Genomic DNA, 14,461 nt, shown 5'->3' with positions numbered 1-14,461 from the left:
GGAAAAAATAGAGTATTATTTCAGCGAGATCGAGATTGGATATGCAACAGAGGCTCCTTGCTGCCCTGGCAGGGTTGAGTAGTTGAGGAAGAGGGATATAGATGCCTGTGCACCGCTCATAGTGGGTGTCTGGCTAAGCTCTATATATCCTGTCCCAGACGGGATCTGGATCTCTGTTGTCTGCGATGGTGGGGGAGGTATGGAGATCCATGAAGAGCATGTGGATCCACAGACCCTGATCTGTATTGATGAGAAGCCTGAGGAGCTGTAGTTTATTAGTGTGAGCAGGGCGTAGTAGCTCTTCCCATCTAGGTTCAACACATTGAGGATCCTTGTTGTTGATGCCTGGGGGTCAAGCCTGTAGAGGCTCCCACCGACGATGACCTGGGGGCCGAGGGAAGCCCTGAGGATATTCGAAGAGTCATAGACCCTTATAACGCCCTGCCTGAGTATCGTGCTATAGCTACCCTGAGGAGATGATGGGCCATAGATCTGGAGGCACACCTCAGCAGCGGATCCACTAGATATCTGGGAGCCGATGAGAGTGGATCCATTGTATATTTCGACCCCCCAGCCAGACGGCACATTGGTGATGCATACAAACCTAGGATCCCTATAGGCTAGCACTAGCTCGTCAAAAACAGCGGATACCCCTGACCCACCCCCAGCGGTTCTTCTAACAACCAGCCCGATTGATGTGGGCCCTATAGTGGTGTCTGTGGCTGATGTGCTCGCAACTAGGGAGCCTGTTGATGGGTCGTAGAGCTGTGCAATAATCACACCAGTAGATGGGTTCCTAGCACAGACTAGGAGGTAGAACTTGTTACTCAATATAGATGCTGTGACCGAGGAGAGGGCTGTCCAGGACTCAGATATAAAAGATATTCTTAAGATGATCTCTAGCCGACCTCCATCCCCTATTGTGCATGCATAGAAATTCTCTGTAGCGGTTCCGTGGAACGCTATTCCAGCCCATCTGCCGCTGTTTATATTTGATGTGGATATATATGCTGCCAGATATATATATCCATTATACTGTGACGAATATAGATCTGATGCATAGTATGCAACATCTGTCTGGGCCTGACCACCACTAGTGGATCCAGATACACCCTGAGAAGCCCAGCCCGGGCTGGAAGCCCATCTACCAGCACCATAGGTGTTCCACCCGCTTGGGAGACCTGTGTCGAATGTGCTATAGTATATAACCCCCTGGGATATGGATACTGTATATGGTATCAGATATGACACCGTTGCAGACGCCCCCGCAGATCCCGTCGATACTGTGACCCCCGGCTGTGAAGGGTCTCGAAGGACTATGGGCGGGCTGACGGGTTGGAAACTAACCTGGATTGGATAGTATGTGAATATAGATGCATATAATATGGAGAGGAGCAGGATAGAGAGGATAATACATATATAGATATAAAAAAGGTTTTTTCTCCCATATTTCATCGCTAGACCTCCTCAGATCTATGGTGGTGGGACTGACGGTGGAGACACACCTGTCTCTGGGCTGTAGATGAGCTGTAAAGTGGCAGATGCGGATGAAGGTAACGTTGATCCCTCTGGTATTAGTATGTAGATATCTATCCTCCATTTTCCACCAGCAGGTATCTGTGCAGTTGCAGATGTATCTCCAGTGGCTAGAAGGTTCACATCTGCAACCTTAGATCCGCCGCTGGGTGCGTTGAATATGATGAGCCTGGCAGCGGAGCCTGCTGGGAGGGTCATGGCTGTGAGGACTCTGAATGTTATATAGTATGCCTTTCCATCGTTGTTTATTATGAGGCTGATGTTGTAGTAGTAGTTATGCTGGTAAGTCGGGTGCAGCGTTATCGAGAGGCTCGCACCGTTTGAACCGGGGCTAGCAACTATTGTGTTGCTGGTATATGGTGTCCCACCGCCTCCAAGATCCGGCTGTCCCGCGTTGCTGCCTTGTGCAAACACTATCGGAGGATTCACAGGCGATAGGCTAACATTTATCGGGTAGTAGACAAACACACCTGCGTATGCCACTGAAAGCATTGCTAGGGCGACGATAGCAGCTATATATTGTAAGCCTCTCACTTTCTAACTCCCAAAAATATACTGAGTAGATATAAAGGAGCGGTTGATTGGGAAAGCATGTGCTACATAGATGTTGGTGTGCTATGTGTTTCCCTCTGATGTGTCTCTATAGCCGCTGATATCTTCCGCGGCCCTGTCCTCTTTATCCTCTCCTCATACTCCGCCGTGTGGATCATATCCTCTGTCAGTATGCCCTTGGCATGCTCGTAGATCTTAGCCCAGACCCTCCTCCAATCGCTCTCGTCGAAGAGCTCCAGGACATCTGGTCTTCTGATCCACGCTATCCAGTTCTTAACACTCTCGCCGAGGATCTGCAGAGCCTGGTCAATAGCTAGCACTGTTTCCAGTCTATCCGCCTTTCCGCTGACTATTCTTTCGTTCTCCTCCTCCAGGTATTTCAGCACCTTGCCTAGATACTCCACCCATGCTATCTGGCTCATATTGTCTCCCAAAGATGTATTGGAAAAGCTATCTCATTGGTATTATGACCCCTTCCCCGCCCTTCAGGGCGGGGTTTCGCTGGTAACTAGCAAATGGATTGGGGGCTTAAAAATCTAACCCCGCCTTCAAAGGCGAGGTTTGCCAACTATTTTATTATCATCATCTGGATGAATAGTGGTTTCATGAGCAGCAATGCGAGGATGAAGATGGACATGATGAGGGGTATCCTTGCTGCCCGGAGCGTCCCGTAGATCGATTTCGAGGCTGCGAGCGATAGGACAATCCCGATCTCGACTATGAGGAAGTCCACGAGGCCCGCCACAGATGTGTCAATACCCTTACCGGTTACAAGGGATAGCACGCTCTTCGGCACGGGTATGTTCCTAGCCTGGCTGAGAAGTGCCTCCACATCGATGTTTGCCTTTGCAACAACTGATGAGGCGCTGCTCACAATACCCATCGCCGCCGACAACACTATGACGAGAACAGCTGGAACCATCATCATGATCCCGACCGCCATGAATAGCCTGGATCTCGTTGTCCTCACGATCACGATGTAGTCGGAGAAGAACCAGCCTAGCATCTTGATAACCTCCTTCGATCTCTGCCCAGCTGTCTCAACCTGCGAGAGAACAACCTGGACAAACCTCATCAGCCATGATCCTGAGAACCAGCTTGCCTTCGCAAGCGGATCTCCCTTTTGGAGATATGACGCCATCCTCTCAATGATCTCCATGAAGCTCCTACCAAACCTAGAGCCGCCTGCCCTCCTGGTCTCGACTATGAGATACTCCAATGCCTTGCCCACGCTCCTGACCTCCACGAGATCCGCTATTGAGTTGAGGAACACAACTATGTTTCTCTCAACCTCAGCGGCCTCTCTATACGCGTTTCTAAAGTCGATCGCAAGCCCTGCTAGGAAGGATATGAAGAGGACTGTAGATGCTATCGAGACAGGCTGTCCGAGGTAGTATATCAGTGCGAGTGCCAAAGCCGTCCCAATGATCAGCCCTGCCGATGGGTAGAACAGTTTCATCCTCGGAAGCTTGTTCGGGAAGGACACGGATATCTTGCTCGCCGCCATGTTGAAGAGGATATATGCCAGCGGCCCTCCCATAAGCATCATAGCGATTATCATCGGGACAACGCTCTCTGGGTTTAGAAGCACACCCATGATCAGGGGGAGTACTGGGAATGAGAGGGCTGTTATGAAGATCGTAAGCATCGTGTTGAGAATAGCACCGAGACCCTCCAACCTCCTCTTCATAAGCTCCAGAGCCTCCATAACCATCCTCACAGCGAAATCCTTCAGAGGAGTTCCGATTGCTAGTTGATTGACATAACCCCTCATATAGCTTCTGAAGCTCTCACTGGGGCAGTAGGAGATATATCTATCGATCGCCTGCACAGGGGTCAGACCCATGATCCTTACGTATCTGAGGAGGATAGACGCCTCTGTAGACATCTGTGGAAGCAACTCAGAGGCCTTGGATCCCGGTATGAACATCTCGAATATCTTCTCAAGATCCCTCACACCGTTTATTATAGCTACTGCTGATAGGACTGTGAAGAACGGGTATGCCTTTTCAAGCCTAGATCTCCTCGAAGAGATAGCCGTCTGGATAGCTATCCTCATAGCGGCGATGGGGATGATCGGGGCGACCAACGATGCGATCGATATATATGGGGCTTGTGGCACCAGGATCACGATGGAAGTATATATAGATGGAGATATGGATAGAAGGATCAGGGAGTAGCTTAGATATTTAGCAGCATAGAGCATTGGATCCACAGATATGCCTGCCCTCTCAAGATCATCAGCTATCGTCCTACCAATCCTCTCGGCAAGGCTTCGAAGCCCCCTATACCTTGCGAAGTTCCTGTAGATCCTGAAGATACCCTTTCCAGAGATGAACCTAACATCTATCTGTGCTGGAGACATGAAGATGCCGAAAACCAGCACGAACAGCAGTAGCATAGACAGGATGAGAGATAGAGACATAACAGGGTTCCTCGTAGCCATGAAGGCTACAAACGACACTATAAAAGATGCGACGGTGAGGATGTTATCAAGCAGCCTGGCCCTCAGCTCGGACAGGGTTAGGGGGATGGCACTCCTCCTAATGCTAGACCTGAGGATCGAGAACCCTCTCGCAATCGCCCTCTCAACAACTGGGGAGTCAAGCGTGAATCTAAGCCTCGGCGAGATGGCTGCTAGAGATGCTGCTATTGCAAAGCCATGTACTGGGAGGCTCTGTGTGAGCCCTGCGTAGTACGAGGCTAGGGAGGATGCTATGTAGAGCGAGAAGTTGAACAGGTTGGCATGTGGAGCCATATATATGAGGATCAGCGGTGAGGCTGCCATGGCGGAGAGCCCGATCTCGAGGTAGAGGGGATCCACAGATCTGTATAGGTGGTATATGCTGATAACCTCTATAACCAATATAAATGAGAGCTGTATGAGCATAGCGATCCTCTGATAGATGTAGGACTGGTGGAAGAAAGCCTTAGCAGCCCTTACCATGGTTCGAAGAGCTATTGACACAGCCCTAGAAGGCGGGATCCTCCTATGCCGGGCAGGCATGGCTATCCAAAGCATTTCCAGGCACAGATAAGCATATAGCTACACCGGCAAACAAAACCCTTTTCCACGGTCACATCTATTGGGGGTCTATATGTCTGCTGAGGATGCTGAGAAGCAGCAGATGAAAAAAGATCAGAATACTAGGAGGGTTAAGAGCCTGGAGTCCAGGTTGAACCGGGTTAATGATCTCGCTATCTCGCTGAGCGACCCAGGCCCTGCGAGGGTCGAGCTTGGGCTCATAATGAGTGATCCACACGCATACGCAGCGGTTATGATCAACCACCACCTCTATAACCTAGCCATAGAGGCACAGAATGCAATCCTTAGAAAGATGCAGGAGAGACATGCTATGATGGAGGAGATGGAGAAGAGAAAAAGAGCTGTTGTTCGCTAGCCCTTTTCTTTTTTCCTGCCCACAGCTACTAGCTTGATCATGTATATTTCTTCTCCACACTCTATATAGCCGATCCTCCTCCCCCTAGCCGTTGCAACACCCCTCGCTATCTCTGCAACAGCATATCTAGATCCGCACTCTGCGTATGCAACAACCCTTCCATCTATCCTCTCAACGGATATTGCTGATGATGGGCATGAGAGAACCTCCTCGAACTCTGCTGGGAATGTGTATGTGCATCTAGATCCTTTGATCCCTAGGATGGATGCGATCTCCATGAATAGATCTGCGAGTGCCGCGAACACCTGCGGACTAGTCATATATATCCAGAGCCCCCACAAGTGTTGCAGGTACCGGATCCTCCGCATCTGTAGCACTGCTCATACACGTATCCAGAGCCTCCGCAATATCTACATCTCCTCCATGCCCCTGTGCTGCCGCTCCCAACTACACCGCTTCCGAGGCATTCAGAGCAGGTAGTCCTGATCCTGCCCCTGCCAAAGCACTCCCTACAGTACCCCCTCCCACCGCATGATGGGCATATCGTGTTTCTATAGCCGGATCCAAATGGGCTCCATCTCCACATACTATCCCCAAAAAGATATTATTGGGTTAGAAGGCTTATATACGGATCTAGAAGATCTTCTCGACTGTCTTCACAGCATCCTCCACGCTGTCTACTTCGATGAGCTCTGTGTAGATCCTGTTGCTCCTCATCTCATCGGCGTAGAATGATGAGAACGCCTCCCTATATCTGGTATCGAGGAAGACCATCACATGCCTCTTACCACCGCTCCTATTACACCGATACGACGCCTGTAGATTGGCTGCCATCGAGAGCTCATATGCGTATCTCCAGTCAAGGCTGTTAGCAGATATAGCCGATAACACTGGGTGCTCGGGGTCTTGGTAGTGCCTCTGGAAGAGGGATACAACAACATCAGCCTCTGGGAGGCTGACACCCCTGTAGAACCTGCCACCAACAGTTATGATCACTGCTCCTGAGTATCCACTAGGTATCCTCACAACCTGATCCTGATCCGATATAGCTGGTATCCCAAGCCTCCTCAGCCCATCAGCTATGAGAGACGTGGATCTCTTGTTCTTAGAGATAACAGCACATAGCCCGCCACCATCCACAGCCGGCCTGCATATGCCGGAGACAACCCTCACCACCTTGTGGGGCGAGGTCTCTATATCCGATGATGATATGACATCCCTGTGGAATATGAATATATCATCCCTGCTCGGCGGGACTATCCTGTCAATATCATCGTAGCCAGCTACCTGCTCGAAGACAATCCTCAGGGTGCCTGGTATCGTTGCTGATAGGAGCATATACCTCATGGATGTCATGACATAACCTGGTTTTAGATAATACTTGCCGCCGATCTTCTCGTATATACGTGTTATCCTCCTCCATACAGTGGGATCCATCCTAAGCGGCTCGATCTCAGCAGGGTCTCTGGGCTCGAGAGCTTTGAGTACGAAGTCCTCAGCCTCATCCACAACGAGATACGATGGCGATCCAACCACAGCATCAACAACGATCTTCGCTATGGTTGATAGTCTATGCGTCGTCACAAGAATACCCTCTGAATAGGCTGATGATGCCACAGCCCTAACATGATCTGGATATATGCATCTGCCGCTCGCGAGGTGCTTCGATAGTGCCTCGAAATATCCGAGGCCCGATGAGATCATCTGTGCGAGATCCTGGCATACCTCGTCATGAGCCCTCAGAACAGGAGGTTGCCTACCGCTGAGAGATCTATATCTAGACGCAACATCATCCCTGAGAACCCTCAGAGGCTCTGAAACAATGACAACAGGGCCGGGCTTCATAGACACAGCCTCTAGGACAGACCTGGTCTTCCCAACACCGAAGAAACCCTGCATAGCTGCTGGCCTTAGCTCAGAGACATAGTCCCTGATCTGAGATGCTATCGAAGAAACCAGGGATAACCCCGAAAAGATATGGATAAAAAAGAGAACTCTAGCTCAGGGTAAACCTGGTGCTCTGATCATTTGTTAGAGCTGGGTTTGTAGCATCATTAGCATATATCGTTACCATTAGCGGTGTACCCCTGTAGAAGCCAGTCCCCGTAAGCACTATGGTTATCGTGGCACTTGTTCCAGGCTGAACCACTAGGCTCCCAGCAGGTCTAGTGGCAGGTGGTGTAGTACCATATGTAACAGCTGATGTAGGTATGCTGGTAGGCTGTACACTCGAAACCGTAGCGGTTGTTGGTGCACCAGAGCCTCCAGGGGATATCCATACCCCCTGCACCTGTATAGGCTTTGAACCTGAGTTCTGTATTGATATGGATATCACTGCCCTTGAGCCGTCTGTAGATCCTGTTCCACTAACTCCAAGTCCATAGGTTACGCCGCTACCGCCGCTCAGGCTAGGAATTACGAAGAACCACACCAGGATCGCCGCCACCATCGCCATTACTAGGATCACTATTATGATCACTACCTCTGCTATACCCTTTACCCTTCTAGTCTTGGTGGCTGGCAACATCATATATCTATCCTCATAAACATAGCTGTCACGGGTTAAGCTTCCCGATCAAAGCTCTGAATTGGAGATAGATCTTCTACAGATCTATTCCTAGAGTCTGAATGTGGCTGATGCTGTGAAATAACCAGATCCATAGCCGAATCTCAGTACAACGGTGCCCTCACCACCAGGCTGGATCTGTGACGGTGCTGCCAGTGCTACGCTGAATATCTGTGTCGATCCTGCTAGTGGGCCGCTGCATATCTCCTGCGTGAGGCTCCCACACCCGGATAGCGGTGTGAGCTGCTGCACAGACCCGGAGACAACATATGATCCATATACGGTATCTAAATAGACCCTGCCATGTGCATATGACTGTAGCTGGACAACGAGTGTGAGGACAATGACATTACCGCTATACGACGCGGATACAACGCTGACAGAGACCCGGGGCTCGTAGGGTGCAAGCCATGGGATCATGGGTAGGAAGGTGGATGCAAAGACAGCTGCGAGGACACCAGCGGCGGCTGCAATCAAAATAGTCGCTACAAGCTGCGAAACACCCTTGGACACAGATCTATAAACTACTCTGCGGTGCAAAGCAGGCACTCCAAAAAAGATATGTGGATAGGAAAAAGCGTTCAAGTAAAATCTACTGTGGCCAGAGCCCCACTGGTTTGAGGAACCATCCGAGGAGTCTGAAGGCTATCGGCCCCTGATCCAGGTTCACATTTATCTGGCAGATACCAGCTGTGCCAGTCTGCTGCGGGGGCTGAACATTTATCGCCCTGTCGAGGCCGAATAGGAAGAAGGCCCAGAATATAAGCGGCGTGATCATTACTGAGAAGGCCTGGAGAGCGAAGATCTCTCTCAGGAACGGCGATAGCCCTGAGAAGAACAAGCCTAGCATCCCGAAGAGGGCTAGGATGACGTATATGAATATGCCAAGCAGGCTCGCAAATGACAAGATGGTATTGAGAGTATTCACGGTGTTCTGGTCACATGTGAATGCTATCTGTGCATGGGCGGACGCGAGCATCAGATATGCAAATGATACTGCTGCTGTGAGGAGGGCTGCAACAACCTCTGAGCCTCCTGCATAGCCAGCTTCTCTTATCCCCCTCACAACCCTTCTACCAAGCCACATTATTATCAGGGCTATGACTACTGTGCCGCCGAGCACTATAGATCCTACCAGCCCCCCAACCCCCGGTATCTGGAACAGCATAGCAGATATCGCTATCCCCGCCACGAGGAATGCGGCTGAGACGATGTTGAACAGCATCTTAGCCCGTCTAGCAGCAGCCTCTGGATCCATACCCACTATATCACCCCATATAAATGCTTTAGATGGTTAAGCCTATGGGACTTCAAATATTGGTGCGGCGGAGTGGATAACAGATCTTGTGCCCGCATCGACAACCCCCACGAGCCACACAGATGGGTCTGAATATGTGTAGCCAGATCTAACCGGTATGAATACTGTGAAGTCAGTACTCGCACTACCAGCAGATGATGGGATTGATCTGCACCAGCCGCCGGAGCTGATATCCACCGGGTTATAGATGAGGACGGGGTTGTTCCCCTGGAAAGCAGGTATCAGGGGGCATACCATGAGTGGCCCTGGATAATCTGTTGGGAGGACAACCGTTGCTATGACCCTCACGATATACCCCTGCTGCCCGCCCTGATACGCATTTCGAACAAGCAGGATCAGCTTCGACGACGCTATCTCTGGTGGTGAGAACCTAGCTGTTGAGGATACCATGGAGGCTATGATCGAGGATGCTATTGATGCCATGATAACTGCTATGAAGACTAGTGCCAGGGCAGCCACTATGTTTGACACGGCCCTCATAGAACCACCCTAGCACTCTGGCTCACAGGTGCCCCTGCTGGGTTACATGCTACGAAAACGACTATGACCTGCGTCCCCCTGACCCATCCAGAGCCTATGATCTCTATTGTTGCCTCGAGAAACTGCCCGGGGCTGAGAAGCCTGGATCCACACTGTGGACTGGATCCAGGCTGCCCTATATATACGGATACACTGTTATCACTAGATCTATACCAGGACATCGAGATGCTCTGCGATGTTGAGGCTGGCATTATATATAGAGACCCGATGTAGACGGGTGTGTCCCCAACGTTCCTGACCTTGATCGAGAATGTTGCCGCAGATCCAGATGGTGTTCCAGATGCTATAACCTCAAGATAGAAGATAGACCCGGATGTGACATATATAGATCCACTGATCAGCAGATATGCTATTGTAAATGCAACAGCAACAAGAAGAACCATTATCAGTGCAACCACGGCTTCCGCAACACCTAGTAGTCTCTGTATGCGCATCTGCTTATCACCTCTCTAACCCTCTCCCTGCTTAGAATACCTATTGCTGTGCTACATCTGCTCCTGCTAACACCGGATTTACATGCCTCCGCCTCTATCACCTTGTATATCATCTCCTCAGCCTTTGCCCTCTCCTCCTCCGAGGAGCTTGCTTTGATCCTATCCACCTCCTCCTTGAAAGGAAGATAGATATATATATCGCAGCCAGCATATACTACTACCTTGTCTATCTCCTCAAGCTGTCTCAGTATATCCTTAGCCATCTTAACAGAAGCACCGAAGCCCCTTGCTATCTTTATAGCTGTGTGAACACTTATCGCCTTATTCTCCCTGAGATACTCGAATATCGCGTTATAAGCAGCTGCTCTGGGGCTTGACATATCTATCCTCAATATAATTACATAGATGTATTAGGATATACCTCTATGGAGCCGCCTCAGATGACAGATAGATTATTATTGGTAGCTTGACGGACATTGTTACCTTCCTCTCATATCCCAGGCTGGATAGCTGGTCTATGTAGATCTGTCCTACCAGGATTATACCTGAGAAGCTCTGGAAGATAGTTTTCTTCCCCTGGAGCTTCAGCAGGAACTCTGGTGTGAACATCCATGCTATGGGGGGCACGGGGTCTCCCTGCCAGTTAGCCCTCAGATAGGCTGTGTATGTCTCCGCAACAGATGGATCCGCCGGTGGGCTGGTCAGCCCAGTGTCTATCCTATCGATTCTGAGTCCCGGGCCAATGGATTCGGCTACGATCGCGACCCCGAGGAAGACGCCTGAGTAGAGGTACCACGGGGCGTTTCTCTGCCCCTGCACAACATATTTGATCTCCTGGTAGTCGTTTTTAAGCACAGCATTTGTACACCTAGCAGATATATATGAGTCCCACTGAGATATGGTAAGCCTTATATTCGATGGCCATCTACCGCCGAGGAATGGCATATCGACGAGGTTCCCCCTGGAGTCTCCGAAGTATATGTCTACTGAGATCGGTGCCTCCTGTGATGATGGGTAGTAGCTGTAGTAGGGATAGCCCGATGGGGATGCGAAGCATGCTAGAACCATCCTCGTGTAGATGGTTATCTGCCTCCCATTGGGAAGAACCTTGGTTGTGACACCAGCGTCAAGATCCTCGGCTGTTATTGCTATAGCCATGCCGGCCTTCTCAATCGGGAATCTATATGTTGCACCTGACTCGCTGATAACAACGAATGCCCCATCGATCTGCATGGCTCTGCCAAGCGATGCACATGTATTCTCAACGGTTTTTATAGCATTCAAATCGTATCCAGAGAACCTTATTGTTCTATATAGCCTCTCCCCGCTTGCGAGAGACCATGAACCGAGATCCACTTTTGTCCTATAATACCCGGATCCTCCCTGGCATCCGAAGCTTATCTCGAAGAAAGATGATCTAGCCTTCAGAGGCTCAGCACCGCTGTTAGCTATGTAGATAGCATAGCTATACAGGTCTAGCTGGTACACGGATCCGCTCAGCTGCTCCCTGGAGAGCCTAGACATATAATACGCTGCTGCAAGAACACTTGAGCCAGATGCTATGAGGAAGCTGACCATGGATATAGCAAACACAGCCAGCACCACGGCAGATGCAGCCGCAACCATGGTCTGGCTCAAGGCACCACCAAATGGTAATCACACCATGTAAAAGCTGTTGGAAAGCTTATCCACCTCTAACAGATAGCATGGGTCGGAGCATGACGAGGCTGATCAAACTTGCAGCATCATCTATAATTATAGCCATAGCTGTTGCCGGGATAGCTACTGCGATCGCCCTATCGATCTACTATCTCTCCGCATACACAGCACAGTACACAGCTATAGAGAGATTCCCCGGGCCAGACGCTATATCAGTTCAAATGCTCGGAGCCGCTGGAGACATAGTCGTGGATAACAGAGCCGGATACTCATTCAAAGCTGTTTTCATGGTATATGCATACAATGGATCATCCTCGCCAGGAGCCTACTTCGGAAGATCTATCTCGATAGCCCCGGGCACAAACATAGTGAGGATCACCGACATAGTGCCACCAGGGTTCACACCTGATTTCAAGAGGAGCTACATGGTGATCGGGAGGCTCGCAATACCAATAGCAGGTGGTCTCAGCTCATCACAGCCACCACAGGATCAGGGTGTGAGCGAGAGTAGATATGTGGCGAACTCATACTCATTCGGATCAAAGACGATCGGAGATGTAAGGATATCGCAGTACTGGAGCAGCCTCTCAATATCATCTCCAAACTACAAAGTAGAGGGATCGTATCCGAGGAGGACAAGCTTCTGCGACCTGCTCACAAGAGAGATAACAAGGAGGGAGGGGACAAGGGCAACAGGAGATCTATATTCGGCGGACTGTGTGTGGTGTTGCAAAGAGTGGGGAACATGCTGCACCATAAGACCCGATGGCACTGAAATCTGCTTCACATGCTGCATAAGCTCGGGAGAGACACCGTATTCATACCCAACCGGTGAGCACCCAAGCACAACACCTGCTGTGAGTGATTATAGGGATTACTTCTGCACGAACTACTACTTCGGCTATTACAACGATATCCTGGCATCCGTCTCAGGATCGTATTCATCGCAGGATATATCTATATCTGTTATAAGGGGTGCCGAGTACGGGCAGAGGGATGAGAGGAGGGCAACGATATACCCCTCCACGTCGTCGTCGAAAACACTGGTTGTATATAGCAACAACATATACCCATATACACAGACCATGTACACCTGGCAATACTGGTACTACTGGGTTACTTCGAGGCTATACACATATTACATCGGTTCAGGAGGGTGCCCGAACTGTGTACTCATACCACGGACAACAACGGTATATGACGAGCATTCAAGCCTCATAGCACAGGAGATCAGATATGGATGTGCCGGTTATCTATACGGTACGGATGACTGCAGATATGTGCTCGATATAAGCGATCAGGGATCATACATCGAATACTACGTCTACCCAACACCCGATGGCAGGGCGGAGGGGATTGTAAATATAACGATAAAGCTTGGTGTAACAACATATAGAGATCCCTATGCACTTTCAAACATGCTATCACTATATTTAAGAGCCGGCTTCGACATAATAGGAGGATCAGCTATCTATGAGGTTTCGCTCCCAAAGCTGCCGAAGCCGCCAACACTTTTAGGCGGTGGGTATATAAATATATATCTGCAGAACTACACGGTGGTAATCGATGGAAAGAGAGAGAACATAGATATCTATATATCGACATCTGATTTCAGTCGCGGATATGTGCCGCTATCCCCTATTTCCCTTGCACAGGGTAATATAGAAACATATACTGGTTCATACCAGCTTGGAACAGCGTCTGTGAGGATGACAATCTATATCCAGAAGCCGTGGGCAGGCATTGGAGGAGAGCCTCCAAGACCATCACAAGGAGGAGGTGGCAGCGGTGGAGGAGGTGGAGGCGGGTGGCAGCCTGGATGCTGGTGCTATCCAATCTGGCTTCCCGGAGGAGATATAGATGTGATATGCTGCTGCCCCAATGGAACCTGCCTTGCAGGTAATAATCAGGGTAGAAGCATATCTAGCTCTCTATCATTCTCATCACTATCGTTCCAGGCTGCTGGATCAGGCAGCCACACGATAGAGATCAAAATCTCATTAAGATTCACAATAACACCTGTTGCAGAGCTCTCATCACAATAGAAGATGATCTAGAAACACTATTTCTTAAAAATCTTTTTATAAACGAGAGCCTCATCCTCATTAGTTTCATAAGATGTCTTAATAATTAAATAATACCAATATGGTTCAACACCAAGATATTTCCCACAATTTTGAGCATACCTTGCAACCCATTCCTCACTATAGAATTTCCCGATCTTTTCCTCGATCTGCGAGACACACGATCTACCATGTCTACAGATCTTCTCATCTATCTCAGCAATCGATGCAACACAGTCCTGCAACTTACATCTAAAGATCGCTGGAAACAAGCCATCCTGCACAGAATACATTATAATTACTCTATACGCTGTCTTCATGTAGAGCCTACCACGTATGTTTCTCTTTCTCCCAACATTTGCCAGAATATGTCTAACTCTTGGTGTTCTTAA

At 49.5% G+C, this 14,461-nt stretch carries 17 protein-coding genes; 2 read left to right on the top strand and 15 right to left on the bottom strand.

Going from position 1 to position 14,461, the window contains the following annotated elements:
• Positions 1-15: 15 nt before the first annotated feature.
• The 4 genes from QXE01_03980 to QXE01_03965 form a co-directional block, all read right to left on the bottom strand.
• A complete protein-coding gene (locus tag QXE01_03980) occupies positions 16-1,455 on the bottom strand; it encodes a hypothetical protein (GenBank protein MEM4970394.1) in 1,440 nt (479 codons plus the stop codon).
• A gap of 18 nt (positions 1,456-1,473) precedes the next feature.
• Positions 1,474-2,070: a hypothetical protein gene (locus QXE01_03975; GenBank protein ID MEM4970393.1), complete on the bottom strand. Its 597-nt coding sequence runs from the start codon at positions 2,068-2,070 to the stop codon at positions 1,474-1,476.
• A 62-nt stretch (positions 2,071-2,132) separates the two neighbouring features.
• On the bottom strand, positions 2,133-2,510 hold the full coding sequence (locus QXE01_03970; protein ID MEM4970392.1) for a DUF2153 family protein: 378 nt from the start codon (positions 2,508-2,510) through the stop codon (positions 2,133-2,135).
• 146 nt (positions 2,511-2,656) lie between these two features.
• Entirely contained in the window at positions 2,657-5,095 is a 2,439-nt protein-coding gene (locus QXE01_03965; protein ID MEM4970391.1) for a hypothetical protein, read from the bottom strand.
• Positions 5,096-5,186: 91 nt separating this feature from the next.
• On the opposite strand from QXE01_03965, the gene QXE01_03960 reads away from it, so the two are divergent.
• Positions 5,187-5,489 carry a hypothetical protein gene (locus QXE01_03960; GenBank protein MEM4970390.1) on the top strand — a complete coding sequence of 101 codons (303 nt, stop codon included), beginning with the start codon at positions 5,187-5,189 and terminating at the stop codon, positions 5,487-5,489.
• Here QXE01_03960 and QXE01_03955 read toward each other — a convergent pair.
• From QXE01_03955 to QXE01_03910, 10 genes are all read right to left on the bottom strand, one after another.
• Positions 5,486-5,809 (bottom strand): hypothetical protein, encoded by a 324-nt coding sequence (locus QXE01_03955; GenBank protein ID MEM4970389.1) that lies wholly within the window; start codon positions 5,807-5,809, stop codon positions 5,486-5,488. The two genes, QXE01_03960 and QXE01_03955, sit on opposite strands and share 4 nt — an antisense overlap.
• A complete protein-coding gene (locus QXE01_03950; GenBank protein MEM4970388.1) occupies positions 5,806-6,075 on the bottom strand; it encodes a hypothetical protein in 270 nt (89 codons plus the stop codon). The genes QXE01_03955 and QXE01_03950 overlap by 4 nt, the downstream gene beginning before the upstream one ends.
• A gap of 47 nt (positions 6,076-6,122) precedes the next feature.
• Complete coding sequence (locus tag QXE01_03945) at positions 6,123-7,388, bottom strand: hypothetical protein (GenBank protein ID MEM4970387.1); 1,266 nt, start codon at positions 7,386-7,388, stop codon at positions 6,123-6,125.
• Positions 7,389-7,485: 97 nt separating this feature from the next.
• Positions 7,486-8,019 carry a hypothetical protein gene (locus QXE01_03940; protein MEM4970386.1) on the bottom strand — a complete coding sequence of 178 codons (534 nt, stop codon included), beginning with the start codon at positions 8,017-8,019 and terminating at the stop codon, positions 7,486-7,488.
• A gap of 87 nt (positions 8,020-8,106) precedes the next feature.
• Entirely contained in the window at positions 8,107-8,595 is a 489-nt protein-coding gene (locus QXE01_03935) for a hypothetical protein (protein MEM4970385.1), read from the bottom strand.
• Between the two features lie 52 nt (positions 8,596-8,647).
• Entirely contained in the window at positions 8,648-9,319 is a 672-nt protein-coding gene (locus tag QXE01_03930) for a hypothetical protein (GenBank protein ID MEM4970384.1), read from the bottom strand.
• Positions 9,320-9,355: 36 nt separating this feature from the next.
• Positions 9,356-9,853, bottom strand: a complete 498-nt coding sequence (locus tag QXE01_03925) for a hypothetical protein (GenBank protein MEM4970383.1) — start codon at positions 9,851-9,853, stop codon at positions 9,356-9,358.
• Positions 9,850-10,347, bottom strand: coding sequence for a hypothetical protein (locus QXE01_03920; protein MEM4970382.1), 498 nt, complete (start codon positions 10,345-10,347; stop codon positions 9,850-9,852). Before QXE01_03920 ends, QXE01_03925 begins: the two co-directional genes overlap by 4 nt.
• Positions 10,326-10,727 (bottom strand): hypothetical protein, encoded by a 402-nt coding sequence (locus QXE01_03915; GenBank protein MEM4970381.1) that lies wholly within the window; start codon positions 10,725-10,727, stop codon positions 10,326-10,328. Before QXE01_03915 ends, QXE01_03920 begins: the two co-directional genes overlap by 22 nt.
• A 43-nt stretch (positions 10,728-10,770) precedes the next feature.
• Positions 10,771-11,985 carry a hypothetical protein gene (locus QXE01_03910; GenBank protein MEM4970380.1) on the bottom strand — a complete coding sequence of 405 codons (1,215 nt, stop codon included), beginning with the start codon at positions 11,983-11,985 and terminating at the stop codon, positions 10,771-10,773.
• A gap of 80 nt (positions 11,986-12,065) precedes the next feature.
• Here QXE01_03910 and QXE01_03905 point away from each other — a divergent pair, with 80 nt between their 5' ends.
• Entirely contained in the window at positions 12,066-14,051 is a 1,986-nt protein-coding gene (locus QXE01_03905) for a hypothetical protein (GenBank protein MEM4970379.1), read from the top strand.
• Between the two features lie 17 nt (positions 14,052-14,068).
• Here the strand turns inward: QXE01_03905 and QXE01_03900 are convergent.
• Positions 14,069-14,461 (bottom strand): hypothetical protein (locus tag QXE01_03900; protein ID MEM4970378.1); only part of this gene is annotated, 393 nt, incomplete at its 5' end.

The organism is Sulfolobales archaeon (assembly GCA_038897115.1).
In the GTDB taxonomy this organism is placed as follows: Archaea; Thermoproteota; Thermoprotei_A; order Sulfolobales; family AG1; genus AG1.
This window is presented reverse-complemented; position numbering and strand designations above follow the sequence as displayed.

Excerpts from the sequence above, each read along its gene's own strand:
- QXE01_03955 (MEM4970389.1), bottom strand. The coding sequence starts at position 5,809 with ATGACTAGTCCGCAGGTGTTCGCGGCACTCGCAGATCTATTCATGGAG.
- QXE01_03905 (MEM4970379.1), top strand. The coding sequence starts at position 12,066 with ATGACGAGGCTGATCAAACTTGCAGCATCATCTATAATTATAGCCATA.
- QXE01_03980 (MEM4970394.1), bottom strand. The coding sequence starts at position 1,455 with ATGAAATATGGGAGAAAAAACCTTTTTTATATCTATATATGTATTATC.
- QXE01_03915 (MEM4970381.1), bottom strand. The coding sequence starts at position 10,727 with ATGTCAAGCCCCAGAGCAGCTGCTTATAACGCGATATTCGAGTATCTC.
- QXE01_03965 (MEM4970391.1), bottom strand. The coding sequence starts at position 5,095 with ATGCCTGCCCGGCATAGGAGGATCCCGCCTTCTAGGGCTGTGTCAATA.
- QXE01_03945 (MEM4970387.1), bottom strand. The coding sequence starts at position 7,388 with ATGCAGGGTTTCTTCGGTGTTGGGAAGACCAGGTCTGTCCTAGAGGCT.
- QXE01_03970 (MEM4970392.1), bottom strand. The coding sequence starts at position 2,510 with ATGAGCCAGATAGCATGGGTGGAGTATCTAGGCAAGGTGCTGAAATAC.
- QXE01_03940 (MEM4970386.1), bottom strand. The coding sequence starts at position 8,019 with ATGATGTTGCCAGCCACCAAGACTAGAAGGGTAAAGGGTATAGCAGAG.
- QXE01_03920 (MEM4970382.1), bottom strand. The coding sequence starts at position 10,347 with ATGCGCATACAGAGACTACTAGGTGTTGCGGAAGCCGTGGTTGCACTG.
- QXE01_03950 (MEM4970388.1), bottom strand. The coding sequence starts at position 6,075 with ATGTGGAGATGGAGCCCATTTGGATCCGGCTATAGAAACACGATATGC.
- QXE01_03925 (MEM4970383.1), bottom strand. The coding sequence starts at position 9,853 with ATGAGGGCCGTGTCAAACATAGTGGCTGCCCTGGCACTAGTCTTCATA.
- QXE01_03960 (MEM4970390.1), top strand. The coding sequence starts at position 5,187 with ATGTCTGCTGAGGATGCTGAGAAGCAGCAGATGAAAAAAGATCAGAAT.